Source organism: Pedobacter sp. TM02 (assembly GCF_059705275.1).
The window spans coordinates 3,557,797-3,574,966 of sequence record NZ_AP046530.1 but is presented as its reverse complement, the minus strand read 5'-3'; the positions used below and the strand labels follow the sequence as shown (position 1 = coordinate 3,574,966).

Here is a 17,170-nt window from a genome sequence, read left to right as displayed (position 1 = left end):
TGCGGTTTGAAGCTCAGGCCACCGCTTGACAACGGGTTGCTGGCATTAAAATGTGCTCGGAATTATCTATTTTTATGAGGCTGGCAAGCATGGGCTTTGTTCATCTTTAGAGACCCGAAATGCCGAAGCGTAACGATAAACCAAAATTTTAATGCATACAGTTTTACCTTTTTTATTGGCCATGGTAGCAGGCATTGTACTGTTGGAAATATGGGCCACCAAATTGCGGATTGCCTATCCTATATTGCTGGTCGTAGCTGGCTTGCTCGTGAGCCTATTACCTGGCCTGCCTCACGTAAAAATCAATCCCGACCTTATTTTCTTTATATTTTTGCCACCCCTGTTGTTTGAAGCGGCCTGGTCTATTTCTTTTAAGGAAATGAAAAAGTGGTGGCGCATTATCGGAAGCTTTGCCTTTTTGGTGGTGTTTTTTACAGCTTTGTCGGTCGCGTTGGTTACCAATTACCTTATTCCAGGCTTTACCATTGCATTGGGCTTTTTGCTGGGTGGCATTGTTTCGCCACCGGATGCGGTAAGCACTGGCGCGATTATGAAATTCGTCAAAATTCCCAAATCAGCTTCGGCTATTTTGGAAGGAGAAAGCCTGCTTAACGATGCTTCTTCGCTCATTATTTTTCGCTTTGCACTGGTAGCGGTAGGTACCGGACAGTTTGTTTGGCAGGAGGCGTCGCTCGATTTTTTGTGGATGGTGCTTGGTGGCGCAGGCATTGGCTTGTTGTTAGGCTGGATATTTGTAATGGCTCATAAAAAACTGCCAACCGATGCGCCTTCCGATATTGCGCTTACCCTGATCGAACCCTATTTTATGTATTGGATAGCAGAACAACTGCACAGTTCGGGCGTATTGGCGGTAGTTTGTGGCGGCTTGTTTATGGCCAACCGGCGTCTGCTCTTTTTAAACAGTACCAGTCGCATTAGGGGCTACAGTGTGTGGGAAAGCTTTGTTTTTATTCTCAATGGCATTGTTTTTTTGTTGATCGGCTTGGGGCTTCCCGAAATTGTAGATGGTATCCGCGCTACGGGAATGCCATTGTCTACTGCCATCCGCTATGGTGTGATCGTAACCGGAGTGCTGATTGGCGCCCGAATGGTGAGTTCGTATGCGGCCATGGTGGCAACCCTTATTTTCAGGCCCAGTGTAGCGCCTCGGGCAAGCTCCAGGCGCCGACAGTTGCTGATGCCGCTGATGTTAGGCTGGACAGGCATGCGGGGTGTAGTATCGCTGGCGGCGGCCTTGTCTATACCCGTTAAATTAGATCATGGCGGATTTTTTCCTCATCGCGATCTTATCCTGTTCATTACTTTTGTGGTGATATTGCTTACCTTGGTGGTACAAGGCCTTACCTTGCCTTATCTCATTAAGTATGGCCGCATATTCGACGGTATGCGCGAAGAACCGGAAGAAGAGGCTGTTAAAAAGCTCAAAAGAGGCCTAAAAGTACATGTGCATCAATTCCTCAAAAACAAATACGACCATGAACTGCAAGGCCATGTAGGCCTGCAACGTCTTTTGGCACATTGGGAAGAAAAACTGAAAGCCGCTGACGACGACTGGATGAACGACAAAACAAAAACCATCTATCTCGAAATGCTCGAATGCCAGCGCCAGTATCTGGTAGAACTTAACAAAGATGTAAACGTTAGCGAAGAAATCATCCGTAGCCAACTGTACCAAATCGATTTGGAGGAAGAACGCCTGAGGGTTATTTAAGCGGATATTTTTTTAATTAAGCAGTATGGCTGGTAGAAGCCAATTTCAAATCAGCAGATTCGGTTGGCTTTTATGCTACACAATTTTAGAGGTGGTACGCCTTCGAGTTGGGTTTTGAAGACGTATCCTGTTTTTCCAATTTTTTAAGAAAAATGTGGGTCTGACACTTCCGGTTTCAGGAATTAGTCTGCTTTAAACCGCTGATTTTAAATCAATCAAAACTTTTAGGGCCAATTGTTGCTTATTGAATAGGGAAATCGGAATAAGGCCGTAACTATAAATGGCAATTTTTCGAATCCTTTATGGTAAAACTAAATACAGGCATTATGAACAATCAAAATGAGCAACAAAGCAAGGGTAAAAATGCTTTAGAAGAACAGAAAAGGGAAAGAAACCAGGCCGATATAGATAGCACGACCCATCTGGAAGACGAGCGCACCAATGGAACCACCACTGCGCCTACGCCCAAAGCGGTAGAAGGTTCGCAACCAGAAACTGCCAAGCCTAGTGAAGGACATGGTAAAACCGTTGCGCCAAATGATGAAAACGGCTAAGCCTGGCATGTTCTTGTTCCAGCTTTAAATAAATAGGTACCTCGTGATTGCCCAAGTATAAGCTAAAAACCACTTCCCCTGAGGAGGTGGTTTTTAATTTATAGTTAAATATGTGTTGAAATCTCCGCAAATGCTTAAATTAGTCTGTAGCCAAAAGTCAATGACAACCGAGCATATAGACTGGATGAACGTGCTTTAGTAAGCTTCTGTTGCCAATTTATTTTAAAGCAAATATTAATCATATGAAAAAGAGGCTCTTGTTTTCCTGTTTGTTGCTGCTTGCCTCGAATTTTTGTCTTGCGCAAGCTACCGAGCTCAGAAATATCCAGGCTTCCTTGCCTAACATCCGCGATAGCCTCCGGTATGTAGATGCCTTAAACAGGATGGCCATGCTGCTGTATGAGAAAAATGTAGATAGTACCTTTTATTATACCAAAAAGGCCCGCGAAATTGCCGACCGCCATCATTACGCCAAGGGCAAAGCCGATGCCATGAACAACCTCGGCGTTTTCTTTGATATCAAAGGCAACTTTCAACTGGCCTTGCGCTATTATAATGAAGGCTATACGGTATACAAAAAACTGGCCGATTCGAGCAACTGCATACAGGCCATGATGAATATCGCCATGGTATACCAAGAAATGGGCAAAGACGATAAAGCCATTCAGCGGTTTAGCCAGACTTTTGAACAGGCCAAAAAACTGCAGCGCGACTCGATCAGGTCCCTGGTTATTTACAATTATTTATTGTCCTATCCTACACATTTCGACCGCTCAACTACCCTTAATTACATCAAGGTTGCCAAAAACATTGCCACCAAGTACAACGACAAGCGGTCGTTGTTGGCCATTGATCAATTAATTGCCGATGACCTGATTAGCCATGGCAAGCGCAGCGAAGGACTGGCCTTGCTGAACCAAACCATTACGGCCGCCATCGATAAAAAGCTCTATTACGTATCAATGGATATGCTCTTGGACATAGCCCAGCAATTGGAAGCCACTAGTCCCGATCAAACCGTAGCCTACTACAAACAGGCCATGGCTATTGCCGATCAAAACGAATACCAATACTATAGCGAGTTGCTGGCCAGAAAACTATTCGATTTTTACGACACGCGTGGCGATCAGGCCACAGCCGCTATTTACAGTAAAAAGCTGATCAATATCCACGACATTGAGGCCAAGCGAAACAGCGAATCGGGGATAGACTACATCGATTATGCCCTTAAAGACGAGCAGGTAAAGTCGCTAGAAAGCCGTTATGCCTATCAGGTAGCTTTATCGATATTGGCTGGTGTGGCTTTTTTGTTGGCTATTGCTACGGTAGTTTCGGTACGCAGGCATTTACGGCGCACCAGGCAGCAGAACAGCCAGATGAAAGAAGCATTGAGTGCATTGGAGCAAAGTCAGGCAGACAATACCCGAATGATGCGGATTGTAGCCCACGACTTGCGCAACCCGATAGGAGGGATGTATTCTATTGCCACATTGATGTTAGATGAGCCAGACCGCTCTGAAGAAGATCGGGTAATGCTCGATTTGATGAAAACATCGGGGCAGCACTCGCTTGAATTGGTTGATAACCTGTTGCAGCTGCAGTTTAGCAGCGAAGAGCTTAAGAAAGAACCTGTTGATATTGCAGAGATGTTGCAGTATTGCGTTTCCCTGTTGCACAGCAAAGCCGAGGCCAAAAAGCAGCAGCTGAGCTTAGAAACCGTGCCCGCAACCTTGTCGGCCAGCAGGGAAAAGCTTTGGAGGGTAATCAGCAATCTCATTGCCAATGCCATTAAATTCAGTCCAAATGATGCCAAAATCAAGGTCAAGATGATTAAAAACGAACTGGGTATCCGCATTTTGGTAAAAGACGAAGGTATTGGCATCCCAGCCGAAATGGGTGAAAAGATATTCGATTTGTTTACCGAAGCCAAAAGGCCGGGCACTGCTGGCGAACAGCCTTTTGGTATGGGCCTGGCCATTTCAAAGCAGATTGTGGAGGCGCACAACGGCAAGATATGGTTCGAAAACAACGAGGCAAGCGGTACAACTTTCTTTGTAGAACTACCCACTAAGTTAGCTGAGGCTAAAGCTTAGCGAAACCCTAGGCTTAAAGCAACTGGAAACTCGTCGGCTTCAATTGGTTTCGGCAAGCCTAACCATCCGCGCAACGTAGGCCAAGCCAATTATTGTAAAATAAAATTGTAAACTTTGTAAAATCAAACAATCAGTTTATGGGTACCTTTCAAACCTTGGCAACTACCAGCAACAAATACATTTTAGGCTTGTTGGCGTTGTTGCTCACTACGGTAATCTGTACGGCTTTTAGCCTCGGCAAAAACGATGGCTTCGACCTGGACAAACAAGAAATCCTGCTGCGCAAAATTGGGCATGAAGTATTGCTGCATGCTGGCGATGATACCTCGAGGGTATTGCCGGTAAAGAAAATAGGCTACAACGAATATGAGCTCAGGTTTGAGAACGAGTTTGCTTTTCAGCCTGATTCACTGATCAAAATTATTAGTCGAACATTGGCTAAAGACGAATTGGCAACTAATTATATGGTCAACGTACGCAGCTGCGTAGCTAGGGAGGTGATATTTGGATATATGGTTTTTAAGAACCAATCTAATAACATTGTGCCTTGCACAGGCCGGGTACAGCCCAAAGGTTGTTACCTTATTGATATTAAGTTTGAAAGCCCAATGATTTCTGTGGCGCAAAAGAGCTACCTGATTGGGGGTTTGCCCATGTTGGCTTTCATCGGGTTGCTGCTGTTTCGCGCCGCAAACACGAGGGGCAGGCAAAAGAATGCAAAAATTACAGGCGAAAATCATTTTAAAATAGGCGCTACCTTATTCGATGCGCAAAAACGGCAACTGGTTTTAGGCGAAACGCTAACCGAACTTACCTTTAAAGAAAGCAAGCTGCTTGCCATCTTTGCGTCTTCTCCAAATACCATTGTAGCAAGAAGCAGGCTGCAAAAGGAAATATGGGAAGATGAAGGAGTTATTGTTGGCCGTAGTTTAGACGTCTTCATTTCCAAGCTGAGGAGAAAACTGGAAGACGATCCGGCTGTGAGTTTGGTGAACATCCATGGCAAGGGCTATAAGCTGGAAATTATCGATCCAGATTAATCAATTCTAGAGCTAAAAGTGCTACAGCGTCATTGTAATGGCTTTTTTACAAAAATAGGAAAGCAGAAATTCACGATCTTATAAATTAGCAGAATTGTAAAAACTGGTGATAATTTACGACTCGATTTGAGGCAAACTGAAGAAAAAGGTTTCACCAAATTGTACGTGAAAGCAAATAAACAAACGACTAATTATTTCAGATGAAGAAATTACATATTTTAACCGCTCTGGCACTCATTTGCGCTGCTTTAACCAGCAAGGCGCAATTAGATCCCCTCTCATCGCAGTATTATTATAACCGTTATCAAACCAATTCGGCTTTTGCAGGGTTTGAGCACGGCATAAACCTGAATGTAGGCTTCAGAAGCATGTGGAACAATATTCCAGGTGCTCCCGTAACGCAGGCTGTTACCTTCGATTATGGCTTTCAGCGTTCGGGCGTGGGCCTCAACGTTTACAACGACAAAGCCGGTTTGCAGCGTCAAACCAAGGTGTTGGCCAGTTACGCCTATCATTTGCCACTTAATGAAAAAAGCAAGCTGAATTTTGGCGTTTCGCTGGGCTTTACCAATCAGCGTTTGAGTACTTCCGATATTAACGGTAATCCGAACGATGTATTGGTGGGCCAGTACAACGACCGCGAAACCTATATCGATGGCGATTTTGGCGTGGCCTATACCAACGATCGTTTAACGGTAAGTGCCTCCTTGCCTAACCTGAACAAGCTGTTTAACCGTGATGGTTCGAAAGTGGCTGATATTTCGCGCTTCTACTCGGCGGTAAGCTATAAAATTCCATTGGCAGGTACAGGACTGGAGGGAGAACTGCTTGAACCTTTGGTAGCCTACCGAATGGTTGAGGGCTATAAGGACATTTGGGATGCGGGTGCACAGCTATCGGTTTTTGAGCAACAGGTTTTGCTTTCGGCTATTTACCACAGTACCGAAAATGCAACTTTTGGCCTGGGTATGGACTACAAAAGAAAATACCTGATCAGTGGCTTGTACACCACCAATACTTCGCAATTGAGCAATTATACCAATGGCAATTTTGAACTTTATCTCAGGATAAAATTTGGTAAATAAGCCTAGTTTAATTCAAGGCAGAAAGGCAAATCGTTTAACGCGGTTTGCCTTTTTTAATGACCTGAGTTTGGCTGATAGCGGTGTGTTTGGTATATTTAGTCATGCTAAGCATAGCGAAAGACATAGACGAATACATTGCCGGTTTCCCTCAAGATGTGCAGGCCATATTGCAACAAGTACGCACAACCATCGCACAAGCCGCCCCAGAAGCCACCGAAGCTATTAAATATGCTATTCCAACTTTTGTGTTCCACGGCAACCTGGTGCATTTTGCAGGCTACAAAAATCACGTCGGCTTTTATGCCACACCGGGTGCGCATGAGGATTTTGCCCAAGAACTGGCGCCCTATAAACAGGGCAAAGGTTCGGTACAATTTCCGATAGACCAACCCATGCCTTTGAGCCTCATCGCGCGGATGGTCAAATACCGGATGCAGAAAAACCTGGACAAGCTGGCGGGCAAAAAGAAATAGCTATTTTTTTCTGAAAAGGGCAATTAATCCCAAAATTGGTCCAATGGCCAACACCATATAAATGTATTGTGCATTTTGATTGGTTAGCAGGGCATTGATCAGTTGCACACTGGCAATAGTGGTGGCAAAGCCCATGCAGTTAACCATGGTCAAGGCTGTTCCTTTCCATTCTTCGTCGGCATTTTGAGCTACCAGTGTAGAAAACAAAGGCGAATCGGCAATTACAGCGATTCCCCAAACCAATAAAAAGAACAGCAGTAAGGGTAACGACGAATTTAACAATACCAAAGGCGAAAGCAAGGCGCAGGTGCAGGAAATGCCCAAGGCCATGATGGCTGTTTTTTTCGTTCCCAGGCGCAAGGAGAGCAGGCCGCTGCCTACGCAGGCCAAGCTGCCAATACCGATAATGCAAAAGGAAAGCCACGAAATAGGCAAGCGCAGTTGCGGATAATGTTGTTGGTAGTTAGCCAACATCAGCGGTACAAATACCCAAAAGGCATACAGTTCCCACATGTGTCCCAAATACCCCAAAACAGCCGACCTAAAATTTTGGTTTTTAAAGCCCCTTAAAAATGCCAGCCAGTTTAATTGTTGCGCTGGTTTGCGGTATGGGCCATCGGCAACGCAAAACCGGATGGACAAGCCACCGATAACAGCAAGCAGCGAAGTGGCATAAACCACATATTGCCATTTCAAGGCAGGCAAGCTTTTGAGCAGGTGCGGAAAAGCAGTGCCCAAAACCAGGGCGCCTACCAAAAAACCTAAAGATTTGCCCAAGCTTTGCTGATAATAATCGGAAGCAATTTTCATCCCCACCGGATAAATCCCCGCTAAAAAGAAACCTATAAGAGCTCTTGATAAAATCAGGCCACTGGCACCTAATCCAGGCAGTACCATCACCAGGTTAGCCATCGCCGCAATAAGCGCACAAATAAAAAAGACTTTCGAGGGCGAAAAGCGGTCGGCAATACCGAGCAGGGCAAATACCAGCGTGCCTACAATGAAGCCTAGCTGCACCGCGCTGGCCAAATGACCCAAATAGCTGGTCTTAACTTCGTAGGCCTGGGCAATATCTGCTATAATTGCATTGCCTGCAAACCACAAAGAAGTACAAAAGAACTGCGCCGTTACAATCGTGGGCAAAATCCATTTGGGTACAGGTGGCTTGGCAAGAGGCATGATCGGGTGCTTGATTTGAACGCAATTTAGGGAAATCATGAAGTAAATACACTTTCCAGGTTTTAAAACTTCGCAAGTGCTTTTCCTAAAAAGTCCGCAGCTTGATCAGGGCCATAAAATGATCTCTGAACTTGTCGCTAATCGGAATTTGCTTGTTGCCCAGGTAAAGGTGGTTATCCTGTATTTTATCAACCTGCCTGATGTTCACGATGTACGAGTTGTGTACCCTTACAAAAGGAAGCTTTAACAGGCTTTCTACTTCTTTTAGCCGTTTGTAAACCAGCAATTGCTCGTTGGCTGTGGCCAGGCGCACATACTCTTTTTCGCCTTCAAAATAAAGGATGTTTTCGAGGTGGATTTTGTTTAGGGTTTTACCCGATTTGACAAAGAAATATTCGTCCTGCAACATTCCGTTTTCGGATGCCTTTGCAGGTTCTGGCTTGTCAAAATAGAATTCTATTTTCTGAATGGCAGATAGAAAGCGTTTCAGCGTAATGGGTTTAAGGAGGTAATCGATGGTTTGGTAGCTGTAGCTTTCGGCGGCGTGTTCAGAATAGGCGGTGGTGAATACAATTTTTACGCCAGGAGGCAATAAACCGGCCAATTCCATCCCGTTTAACATGGGCATGTTGATGTCGAGAAAGACAAAATCGACCCGATTTTCCTTCAAATAAGCCAAGGCCTCGAGCGCATTGTAGCAGATGGTAGCCAAGTTCCAGTCGGTGGTTTGCTTCACCAGCACTTCGAGCAGGTTCACTGCATTCGGCTCGTCGTCAATGATCATGCAGGTTAAACTCATTGTATCGGAATTTTAAAGTAAGCCATAAAATAGCCTTCGGCTTCGCCGGTACGTAACTCAAAATCGTCGTTGTATAAAATAGCCAAGCGCTTGCGCAGGTTTTCGATACCCGAACCCACGGTACGCTCGGGTTTTGCCGCTACCGTGTTGATGGTTTTGAAAATGAGGGTGTCGCCTTCTTGCAGCAACGAAATATCAACCTGATTGTTGGCGCTGGTTTTGTCTATGCCATGTTTAAAAATATTCTCTACAAAGGTCATCATCAACATGGGTGGTATTTGATAATCGTCAGCGTAGTCTTTTGTAAAATTCAGGGCAATCTGATGCCTGATCCTGATTTTTTCCAGCTCGATGTAATTCTCCAGAAAATTCAGTTCGGTGGAAATGAAGACTTTTGTTTTTGGGCTATCGTCAACAAAGTAACGCATCATATCGGCCAAACGCTCAATCAATCCTGCGGTTCTCGGCGCCTCAATGTAAGCTTCGTAATAGATGTTGTTGAGGGTATTGAACAAAAAGTGGGGCTGCACCTGCGATTTGAGCAGGTTGAGTTCGGCCTGTGTTTTTTGCAACAGGATTTCTTCCGTCTGTTTTTTCAATCCGAAATAGGCCAGGGCAATCCTGAAGATGAAGCTGAGCAGAAAAATAAGCAAGCCACTGATGCTGATGTAGAGCAAGCGAAGAAAAGTGGTTTTCTCGGGCATGTCGTGGCCAAAAAAGGTATTGTACACATAATTGACCAAATAGCCCTTCGAAATGCCATAAGCCAGTAAAAAAACGATTACCAAAATTACATAGAGTGTTTTTTGGTTGCGTTCGTAAAAACGTGGAAAGAGCCAGTTGATGTTACCGTAAATAATGAGGGCATAAAATAGGGTATTGATGAGGTTGAATACAAAAGACTGGCCAATGGTGCTCAGCGGCAAAGTAGAGAAGAATGAGATCAGAAAGATGGCGGTCCACACCAACCATTGAAACTGTGTCGTATTTACCTTCTTGGGGTCTAGGAAATGCATTGCTAAATATACAAAGTTGCTACTTAAGCTGCACTGCGGCTTCAACCATTTGCCCCTAATTTTAAACCGATGTACCAATACAACAAAACCGGGCTGTGGTTAAAAATATCTACCATATGGTTGAATGCATGCCATTAAAAACACTTCAATTCCAACATTTGGTATTCAATTAAACGCAAAATGATGAAAAAGTTGATTTCCCTGGGTATGGCCCTTGCAATGGGCAGCCTGTGGTCTGTTGCCCATGCACAAAAAGTAGATACCATCCGCTTAAAAGACCAGCGCCTGCTTACCTCGGCCTTGAAACCTGGCCTCAAACAATATCTTGTTTATTTTCAGATGCCGAAAAGTCCAAAAGACCTGAAATATTGGCTTTGGCTGCGCGACATTAAACGCGAAAACAAACATGGAGAAGACGTATTTGCCATTAGTCAGCATTGGTATGGCAGCGACAGTACGACTTACCGCGAAGTATATTCGCTAAACCGGGCCAAAGATTTTCTGCCGATTTACCATGCCGAAACCGTTGCAGGCAAGCGCAAAGCCTTTAACTGGAGCGCTGCCGGCATTACAGGAGCCGATACCGTTGCCCAAAATACCCAAAAAGCCTTCAAGCTCGATTTTAACCAACCGTGTTTCAATTGGAACCTGGATATCGAAACTTTCGAAATGTTGCCTTTGGCCGCGGGCAAAGTCTTCGCCATTAATTTTTACGATGCTGGTTTTGATGTGCCTAAATATGTAAACTATACCGTAACCGGCAGCGAACTGCTGCATACTTTAGATGGCCAAAAAGTAGATTGCTGGCTGTTGCGCACCGAAAGCGAAAATAGGGGAGCCAAATACGTGCAGACTTTCTGGATCAGCAAAAAAGGGCACGAATTATTGAAAGAAGAAGATGCTTTTCCAAATGGCTATCGCTACAAAGTGAAATTGCCAGCACTGGCCCCTGATGTTTATGCACGTTTTCTCAAAAAATAGACAGCTATGAAATTAAATCCTTTTAAATATGCATTGTTGGTCCTGCTTTTTCCGTTTTTGGCCAACGCACAGCAAACGCCACAGGCTATTTTGCAAAAAGTGAAATCGGTTATGGGCCTTGATCGCTTAAAAAAACCAGTATTTCATTTTTACTATAATGAAGTCAGTTTGGGACGAGAACAATCCGACCGTACTTATGCGCCTTTCTTCACAACCGCTACCCAGGCCGAAGTTTGGTACAGTGCCCAGCATAATGTGCAGCGCATGGAGCAAAATACCATTCGCGTGGGTACGGGCCCGGGCAAAAACCCGGTTGTGGTGTACAATGGCGTCGGCAAAAATTATTTTGTGAGAGATACGGTTTATAAGCCCTTCCATTTTGAGTACGATAAGCTGAATGTTTGGATGGTGCTGCTCGATTGGTTGGCCGATCCGGAGGTAAAACAGGTCAAAAATGAGCGGTATCGTGATTTTGACCGTTTGGTACTGGCGCGCAAGGCTGCCGTTGGCGAAGAGCGTTTGTTTATAGATCCTAAAACTTATTTTCCAATCAAACTCGACTATTACGAACTGCATAGTCTTTGGGGCCAGCAACACATTGAAGTGGTTTACAGCAACTGGAAGCTAACCGATAACAGTTTTTATCCCAATTCGGCCTTTAGGCTGGAAGACGGCGAGCCAATGTTTTATCGTACGCTAGGCAAAAGTGAAATGTCTGATTCGCTTAGCCTGTTCAGCAAAATCGGTAGCCTGCCGGCAACAGGGCCTAAGCATGTGAACCTGGAGTGGTATAGTTCTGAACAGCCAATGCTGATTAAAGTGAGCGAAAACACTTATTTGAGCAAAAACAGGATGTATACCGAAACATTTACCCGCATTGGCGATACCATTTACCTGTTGGATGCCACCCTGAACGAAGAAAGAGCCAAACAAGACGAACAACTGATTAAAAAAATATTTCCGGGCATCAATAAGTTTGTACTGGTGGTTACCGATTTGGCCTGGCCTCATATTGGGGGCATGCGCTATTGGGTGAGCAAGGGAGCAACCGTAATCTCGCATCCGGCATCGAAGCAGTTTATAGCAAAGGTGGTTGCTCGCAAATGGATTTTTCAGCCAGACGAACTACAAAAGCATCCGGTAAAACTGAAATTCGTAGCCGTAGAGCAGCTTAGGGCGCTGGCCAACAACCAACTGCAAATATTTCCGATAAACGGCATTGGCAGCGAAGGCGCCTTGGCCTGTTACCTGCCGGCCGATCAGTTGCTCTGGGCCAGCGATTACATCCAAACGATAACTTCATCATCGGCTTATGCCAAAGAGGTGATTGATGCGGTAAACCGTGAAAAACTCAAACCGTTAAAAATGGTGGCCCAACATGTGCCACTAACCGATTGGCAACAGGTATTGAAGGTAAACCAATAACTGTTTTATTATCAGGTATGCGCTAATCGTTGGTGAAGAGCACCAACGAGCGCTAAAGTTGCGCACCGAAAGCGAGCATAGAGGTGCCAAATACGTGCAGACTTTCTGGATCAGCAAAAAGGACACGAATGATTGAAAGAGGAACGGCTATCGCTACAGTGAAATTGCCAACACTGGCCCCCGATGTTTATGCACGTTTCCAGAAAAAATAGGATTTTAACCCTCATCGGGCGGTGTAGTTGCTGAAGACTTGGACTTTTGCGATGGGGATCTCTCACTATAATAAATAAGCACCCGAAAAATAATGTTTCGGCCGTGTGTGAATACGCAGAGTAAAAGAAGCTTTTAAGCATAAGTCTATCGCCATTTGCGCATAGCGTCTTTTCTCTGCGGTTGGCTCATGAGCTGACTATAACATAGGCAGTTTAAAATCTTTAGTGTATGAAATGGCAATCTTTAAAACTCACGCTCTTGATATTCTTTTTTACAAATGCCCAGCCATTGCCACGGGCCACCTTTGGCCATGGCAAAATCTACCCGGAAAGCTTAATGAAGGAGGGAGGCAACAATTTCGGCCCATTGTGCGGACTCGAAAAGTTAGCCGGCCGCTCTTGATACATATGAGTAGTGCTTCTTTGCAGGTTAACCGAACTACTGCTGCAACCAGTGCCAGGTGCCATATTTTGCCGGATCAAAAAAAGCTTCGGGCAAGGGTACATTGGTCTTAAAATCGTGGTACGCCTCGGTTTGGATCAACTGGTTGTTGGCAAAGATCTTGATTTCGGTTTCATGCCATATCTTGTTGATGAGCTGATGCTTAGCAAAATGGCACTCCAGCCGGCTTTTTTCCTTTTGTTGGATCATCCTAACCAAATAATGGTCCTTGGCGTCGAACCATAACTGGCTTTTGCTGCTGTCGGCACTGGCGGTGCCAAAAACAACGGCAACGCGTCCGTTCCAGGTGGTTTTGTAGCTTTTGCTAAGGTCAAAGCCATCGGCACCCAATTTTTTGAATACTTCATCGGCTTTATCGTAGTACATGCCTCCCAACAAATAAATCAGGATGTTGGGGTTAACCACTGGCTGACTGGCCTTGGCTTGCCTAAAGTTGTAGGCTGTGTCGCCTCGGTAGATAACGGCATTTCCCGCTTTCGGATCTCCAAAATCAATGCGGAACAAGCGTGGAAAAATACCTGCTTCGTACCAGGTTTGCGTACGATTTAACGTATCGGCCTTGTAAAACCCTGTTTGTTGCGTAAATGTGATGGTCTTTGGCCATTTCCCGTAAAATTTTTGATGGATTTCCCTAAAATCCTTGCTCAAAGTTTGGGCACCTGCATTTAATGCCCCAAAAATTAGTGCCGTAATTACACAGAACAAACGTGTGCGTTGAAGTTTTGACATGTTGAGTGCTTGTTTAGCTTTAAATTACGAAATAAACTGAACGGTTGTGTATTTATTGAAGAATGATGAACTTGACCCCTCTAGCTATCAAAAACCTACATCATGAAAAACAGTCGGCCCGCTTGGGTTTTATTCGCCTGTGGCCATGCGCTGGGCATGCCTCCAAATCGAGAACAACACAAATAACCTAAATATATCATCAAAATTTATGAAAAAAAGTCTCCTTATTTTTTGTTTATCCCTGCTTTTTGTACACTTGGCCAAAGCACAGGAACTGCCTTCCGAACTGCAAACGCCAGAAGTGGTGTCGCTTAACCGCATGCCCATGCGCGCTTCGGCATTTGCCTACGAAAACAAGGAATTGGCCAGCAAAAGAAACAAAGAAAAATCAGCTTATTTTATCTCCTTAAACGGTACCTGGAAATTCAATTGGGTACAAGATCCACGCAAACGCCCCTTGGATTTCTACAAACCCGATTTCAACGATTCGAAATGGGATAATTTTAAAGTGCCTGCCAACTGGGAGGTAAACGGATATGGCTTACCTATTTATGTGAACCAGCCTTACGAGTTTGCCGGTCGCAAGCTAACTGGCAACAGGATGAATCCTCCTTTCGATATTCCTGAAGACAACAATCCGGTGGGTTCGTACCGCAGGAAAATCACCATCCCTGAAAACTGGAAAAACAGACAGGTATTTATCAGTCTGGGTGCCGTAAAATCGGCCTTCTTTATTTGGGTAAACGGCAAAAAAGTGGGCTACAGCGAAGACAGCAAGCTGGCTGCCGAATTTGATATTACCAACTACGTAAAACCAGGCGAAAACACCATCGCCTTACAGGTTTACCGTTGGAGCGACGGCAGCTACCTCGAGTGCCAGGATATGTGGCGCATTTCGGGTATCGAACGCGATGTTTACCTCTACTCGACCCCAAAAATAGACGTACGTGATTTCAAGGTCATCGGCAATTTAGACCCAACCTACACCAACGGCTTGTTGGATGTAAACCTGACCGTAGAAAACTACAAAATAGATCAACGCACCAACCACAGCAGACCCGACAGCTTTTATGTAGCCCTCGATTTGCAGGATGCCAAAGGCAATACGGTTTGGAAAGATGCTACAGGCGCCAAAGCGGTTTTGGGCAATTACAAGAGCAATGTGGCTTTTAAAACCCAAATCAGCAACATCAAAACCTGGTCGGCCGAAATCCCTTACCTCTATACTTTATACATTACCTTGAAAGACAAAAATGGCGAAGTGCTCGAAGTAATTCCGCAGCGCGTGGGCTTCCGTTCGGTAGAAATTAAAGGCAGCGATTTGCTGGTAAATGGTAAGCGTATTTTTCTAAAAGGCGTAAACCGGCACGAGCACAATGCTACGCAGGGCCATACGCTAACCCACGACGATATGCGCAAAGACATGGAAATGATGAAAAAGCTCAACGTCAATGCCGTTCGCCACTCGCATTATCCGCCAGATCCTTATTGGATGGAACTTTGCGACGAGTATGGTTTATACGTAATTGACGAAGCCAACATCGAATCGCATGGCCGTTACTATAGCTTGGAAACCACTTTCGCCAACGATAAAAAATGGCGCATACCGCATTTGGAGCGCATTACCAGGATGTACGAGCGCGACAAGAACCACGCTTCGGTAATTACCTGGTCGCTGGGCAACGAAGCAGGCAATGGCGTCAACTTTTACGAAGGCTACGAATGGCTGAAACAAAAAGACGGCAGACCGGTACAGTATGAGCGTGCCGAAAACGACTTCAATACGGATATGATCGTACCGCAATACCCTGACCCGAATTGGTTAGTCAGGTACTCGAACGGCAAGAGCGAGCGCCCAATGATCATGAGCGAGTACGCACACATCATGGGCAACAGCTTGGGTAATTTTAAAGAATACTGGGATGCTATTGAGAGCCACCCGAAACTACAAGGCGGTTTTATCTGGGAGTGGATAGACCAAGGCATTGATACCGTTAAAAACGGCAAACGCATTTTGGCCTATGGTGGCGATTTCCCGTTGCAGGGCCCGGTTAACGAAGATTTTAGCGACAACAACTTCTGCGTAAAAGGCGTGGTAACCGCTTACCGTGGCTTAACTCCGATGGCTATCGAAGCCAAAAAGGTTTATCAGTTTATCAAGACCAGCTATTTGGGCAACAACCAAATCAGCGTAAATAACAGCTATTTCTTCCGCGATATTGCCAACATGCAATTGGATTGGCAGTTGTTGGAAGATGGCAAGCTCATTGAAACAGGCACCTTGCCAACGCTCAATATCGGTCCGCGTCAATCTACAACCTTTACCTTACCTATTAAAGCTAAAACCAAAACAGGCAAGGAATATTTCCTCACCGTACGCTATCGCTTAAAAACCGAGGAACCATTTTTAGAAAAAGGCTACGAAATAGCTACCGACCAATTTGTTTGGGCGGGTGCGCCAAAAACGGCCACTTATGCCGAAGTGAAGAATGCACTTAAAGTGGAGCAAACCGCCGATCAGGCCATCGTCAAAGGCAGCGATTTTACGCTCACCTTCGACCTGAAAAAAGGCACGTTGAGTAGCTATGTCTCCAAAGGAAAAGAATTGTTGGTACAAGGTCCGCAACCAGGGTTTTACCGTGCCCCAACCGATAACGACATCGGTGCCGGCCTAAACAAATCGTTGCGCATGTGGCGCAATGTGTACCAAACCACCGATCCAGCGCAGAAAAAAGCGACGGTAAATGCTACCGCAGATAAATTTGTCTTGACCGTTCAATCCACCTTGTTAAACGGCGACGCGGTAACCACACAGGTTTTTGAAGTATTGGCTGATGGCAGCATTTTGGTTAAAAACAAGTTCGATGCGGTTAAAGGAAAATATAGAACCATGATGCGTATCGGCAACGATTTGCAACTGAACAAGGCTTACAGCAATATCGAATGGTATGGCCGCGGACCGGGAGAAAACTATTGGGACAGAAAAACCGCTTCGCTGATTGGCACCTACAAACAAACCGTTGACGAGCAGTATTTCCCTTATGCCCGTCCGCAGGAAAGCGGCAACAAAACCGATGTGCGCTGGGTAAGCTTTACCGATAAACAAGGCAAAGGCCTTCGTTTTGAAGTGGCCGATAGCCTGTTGAGTTTTGGTGCTTTGCCTTATGCCGTAGAAGATTTGGATCCGGAAGCCGAAAAGAAACAATACCACTCTGGCGAATTGGTTAAACGCAACCAGATTTATGTACACATGGACATGAAACAGCTGGGTGTTCAGGGAATTGACAGTTGGGGTTCGTTGCCCTTGAAAGAATATCAAATTCCTTATCAAAATCAGGAGTATAGCTATTGGATTAAACCTATTAAATAAAATGAAAGCCAAATTATTT

At 45.0% G+C, this 17,170-nt stretch carries 13 protein-coding genes; 9 read left to right on the top strand and 4 right to left on the bottom strand.

What is annotated here, in order from left to right; translation table 11 throughout:
- The first annotated feature begins 151 nt into the window (after positions 1-151).
- The 6 genes from AC6H1S_RS15320 to AC6H1S_RS15295 all read left to right on the top strand — a co-directional run bounded on the left by AC6H1S_RS15320 (position 152) and on the right by AC6H1S_RS15295 (position 6,977).
- Positions 152-1,732 carry a Na+/H+ antiporter gene (locus AC6H1S_RS15320; RefSeq protein WP_497564156.1) on the top strand — a complete coding sequence of 527 codons (1,581 nt, stop codon included), beginning with the start codon at positions 152-154 and terminating at the stop codon, positions 1,730-1,732.
- Between the two features lie 326 nt (positions 1,733-2,058).
- Positions 2,059-2,286, top strand: a complete 228-nt coding sequence (locus AC6H1S_RS15315) for a hypothetical protein (RefSeq protein ID WP_199137520.1) — start codon at positions 2,059-2,061, stop codon at positions 2,284-2,286.
- A gap of 242 nt (positions 2,287-2,528) precedes the next feature.
- Positions 2,529-4,379 (top strand): ATP-binding protein, encoded by a 1,851-nt coding sequence (locus AC6H1S_RS15310; protein WP_497564155.1) that lies wholly within the window; start codon positions 2,529-2,531, stop codon positions 4,377-4,379.
- 137 nt (positions 4,380-4,516) lie between these two features.
- Positions 4,517-5,419, top strand: coding sequence for a winged helix-turn-helix domain-containing protein (locus AC6H1S_RS15305; RefSeq protein ID WP_497564154.1), 903 nt, complete (start codon positions 4,517-4,519; stop codon positions 5,417-5,419).
- A gap of 200 nt (positions 5,420-5,619) precedes the next feature.
- Positions 5,620-6,504 carry a PorP/SprF family type IX secretion system membrane protein gene (locus tag AC6H1S_RS15300; protein WP_199137526.1) on the top strand — a complete coding sequence of 295 codons (885 nt, stop codon included), beginning with the start codon at positions 5,620-5,622 and terminating at the stop codon, positions 6,502-6,504.
- 101 nt (positions 6,505-6,605) lie between these two features.
- Positions 6,606-6,977 (top strand): iron chaperone, encoded by a 372-nt coding sequence (locus tag AC6H1S_RS15295; RefSeq protein ID WP_497564153.1) that lies wholly within the window; start codon positions 6,606-6,608, stop codon positions 6,975-6,977.
- On the opposite strand, the gene AC6H1S_RS15290 is transcribed toward AC6H1S_RS15295, so the two are convergent.
- The 3 genes from AC6H1S_RS15290 to AC6H1S_RS15280 all read right to left on the bottom strand — a co-directional run bounded on the left by AC6H1S_RS15290 (position 6,978) and on the right by AC6H1S_RS15280 (position 9,971).
- Positions 6,978-8,156: an MFS transporter gene (locus AC6H1S_RS15290; protein ID WP_497564152.1), complete on the bottom strand. Its 1,179-nt coding sequence runs from the start codon at positions 8,154-8,156 to the stop codon at positions 6,978-6,980. It abuts the gene before it with no gap.
- An 85-nt stretch (positions 8,157-8,241) separates the two neighbouring features.
- A complete protein-coding gene (locus AC6H1S_RS15285) occupies positions 8,242-8,955 on the bottom strand; it encodes a LytR/AlgR family response regulator transcription factor (protein ID WP_199137528.1) in 714 nt (237 codons plus the stop codon).
- Positions 8,952-9,971, bottom strand: coding sequence for a sensor histidine kinase (locus AC6H1S_RS15280; protein WP_199137529.1), 1,020 nt, complete (start codon positions 9,969-9,971; stop codon positions 8,952-8,954). Before AC6H1S_RS15280 ends, AC6H1S_RS15285 begins: the two co-directional genes overlap by 4 nt.
- A gap of 180 nt (positions 9,972-10,151) precedes the next feature.
- Here AC6H1S_RS15280 and AC6H1S_RS15275 point away from each other — a divergent pair, with 180 nt between their 5' ends.
- Positions 10,152-10,952: a DUF3108 domain-containing protein gene (locus AC6H1S_RS15275; RefSeq protein ID WP_497564151.1), complete on the top strand. Its 801-nt coding sequence runs from the start codon at positions 10,152-10,154 to the stop codon at positions 10,950-10,952.
- A gap of 6 nt (positions 10,953-10,958) precedes the next feature.
- Entirely contained in the window at positions 10,959-12,377 is a 1,419-nt protein-coding gene (locus tag AC6H1S_RS15270; protein ID WP_497564149.1) for an MBL fold metallo-hydrolase, read from the top strand.
- Between the two features lie 651 nt (positions 12,378-13,028).
- On the opposite strand, the gene AC6H1S_RS15265 is transcribed toward AC6H1S_RS15270, so the two are convergent.
- Complete coding sequence (locus AC6H1S_RS15265; protein WP_497564148.1) at positions 13,029-13,781, bottom strand: LolA family protein; 753 nt, start codon at positions 13,779-13,781, stop codon at positions 13,029-13,031.
- A gap of 208 nt (positions 13,782-13,989) precedes the next feature.
- Here AC6H1S_RS15265 and lacZ point away from each other — a divergent pair, with 208 nt between their 5' ends.
- Positions 13,990-17,151 (top strand): beta-galactosidase, LacZ type, encoded by a 3,162-nt coding sequence (lacZ, locus tag AC6H1S_RS15260; RefSeq protein WP_497564147.1) that lies wholly within the window; start codon positions 13,990-13,992, stop codon positions 17,149-17,151.
- The last annotated feature ends 19 nt before the right edge of the window (positions 17,152-17,170 follow it).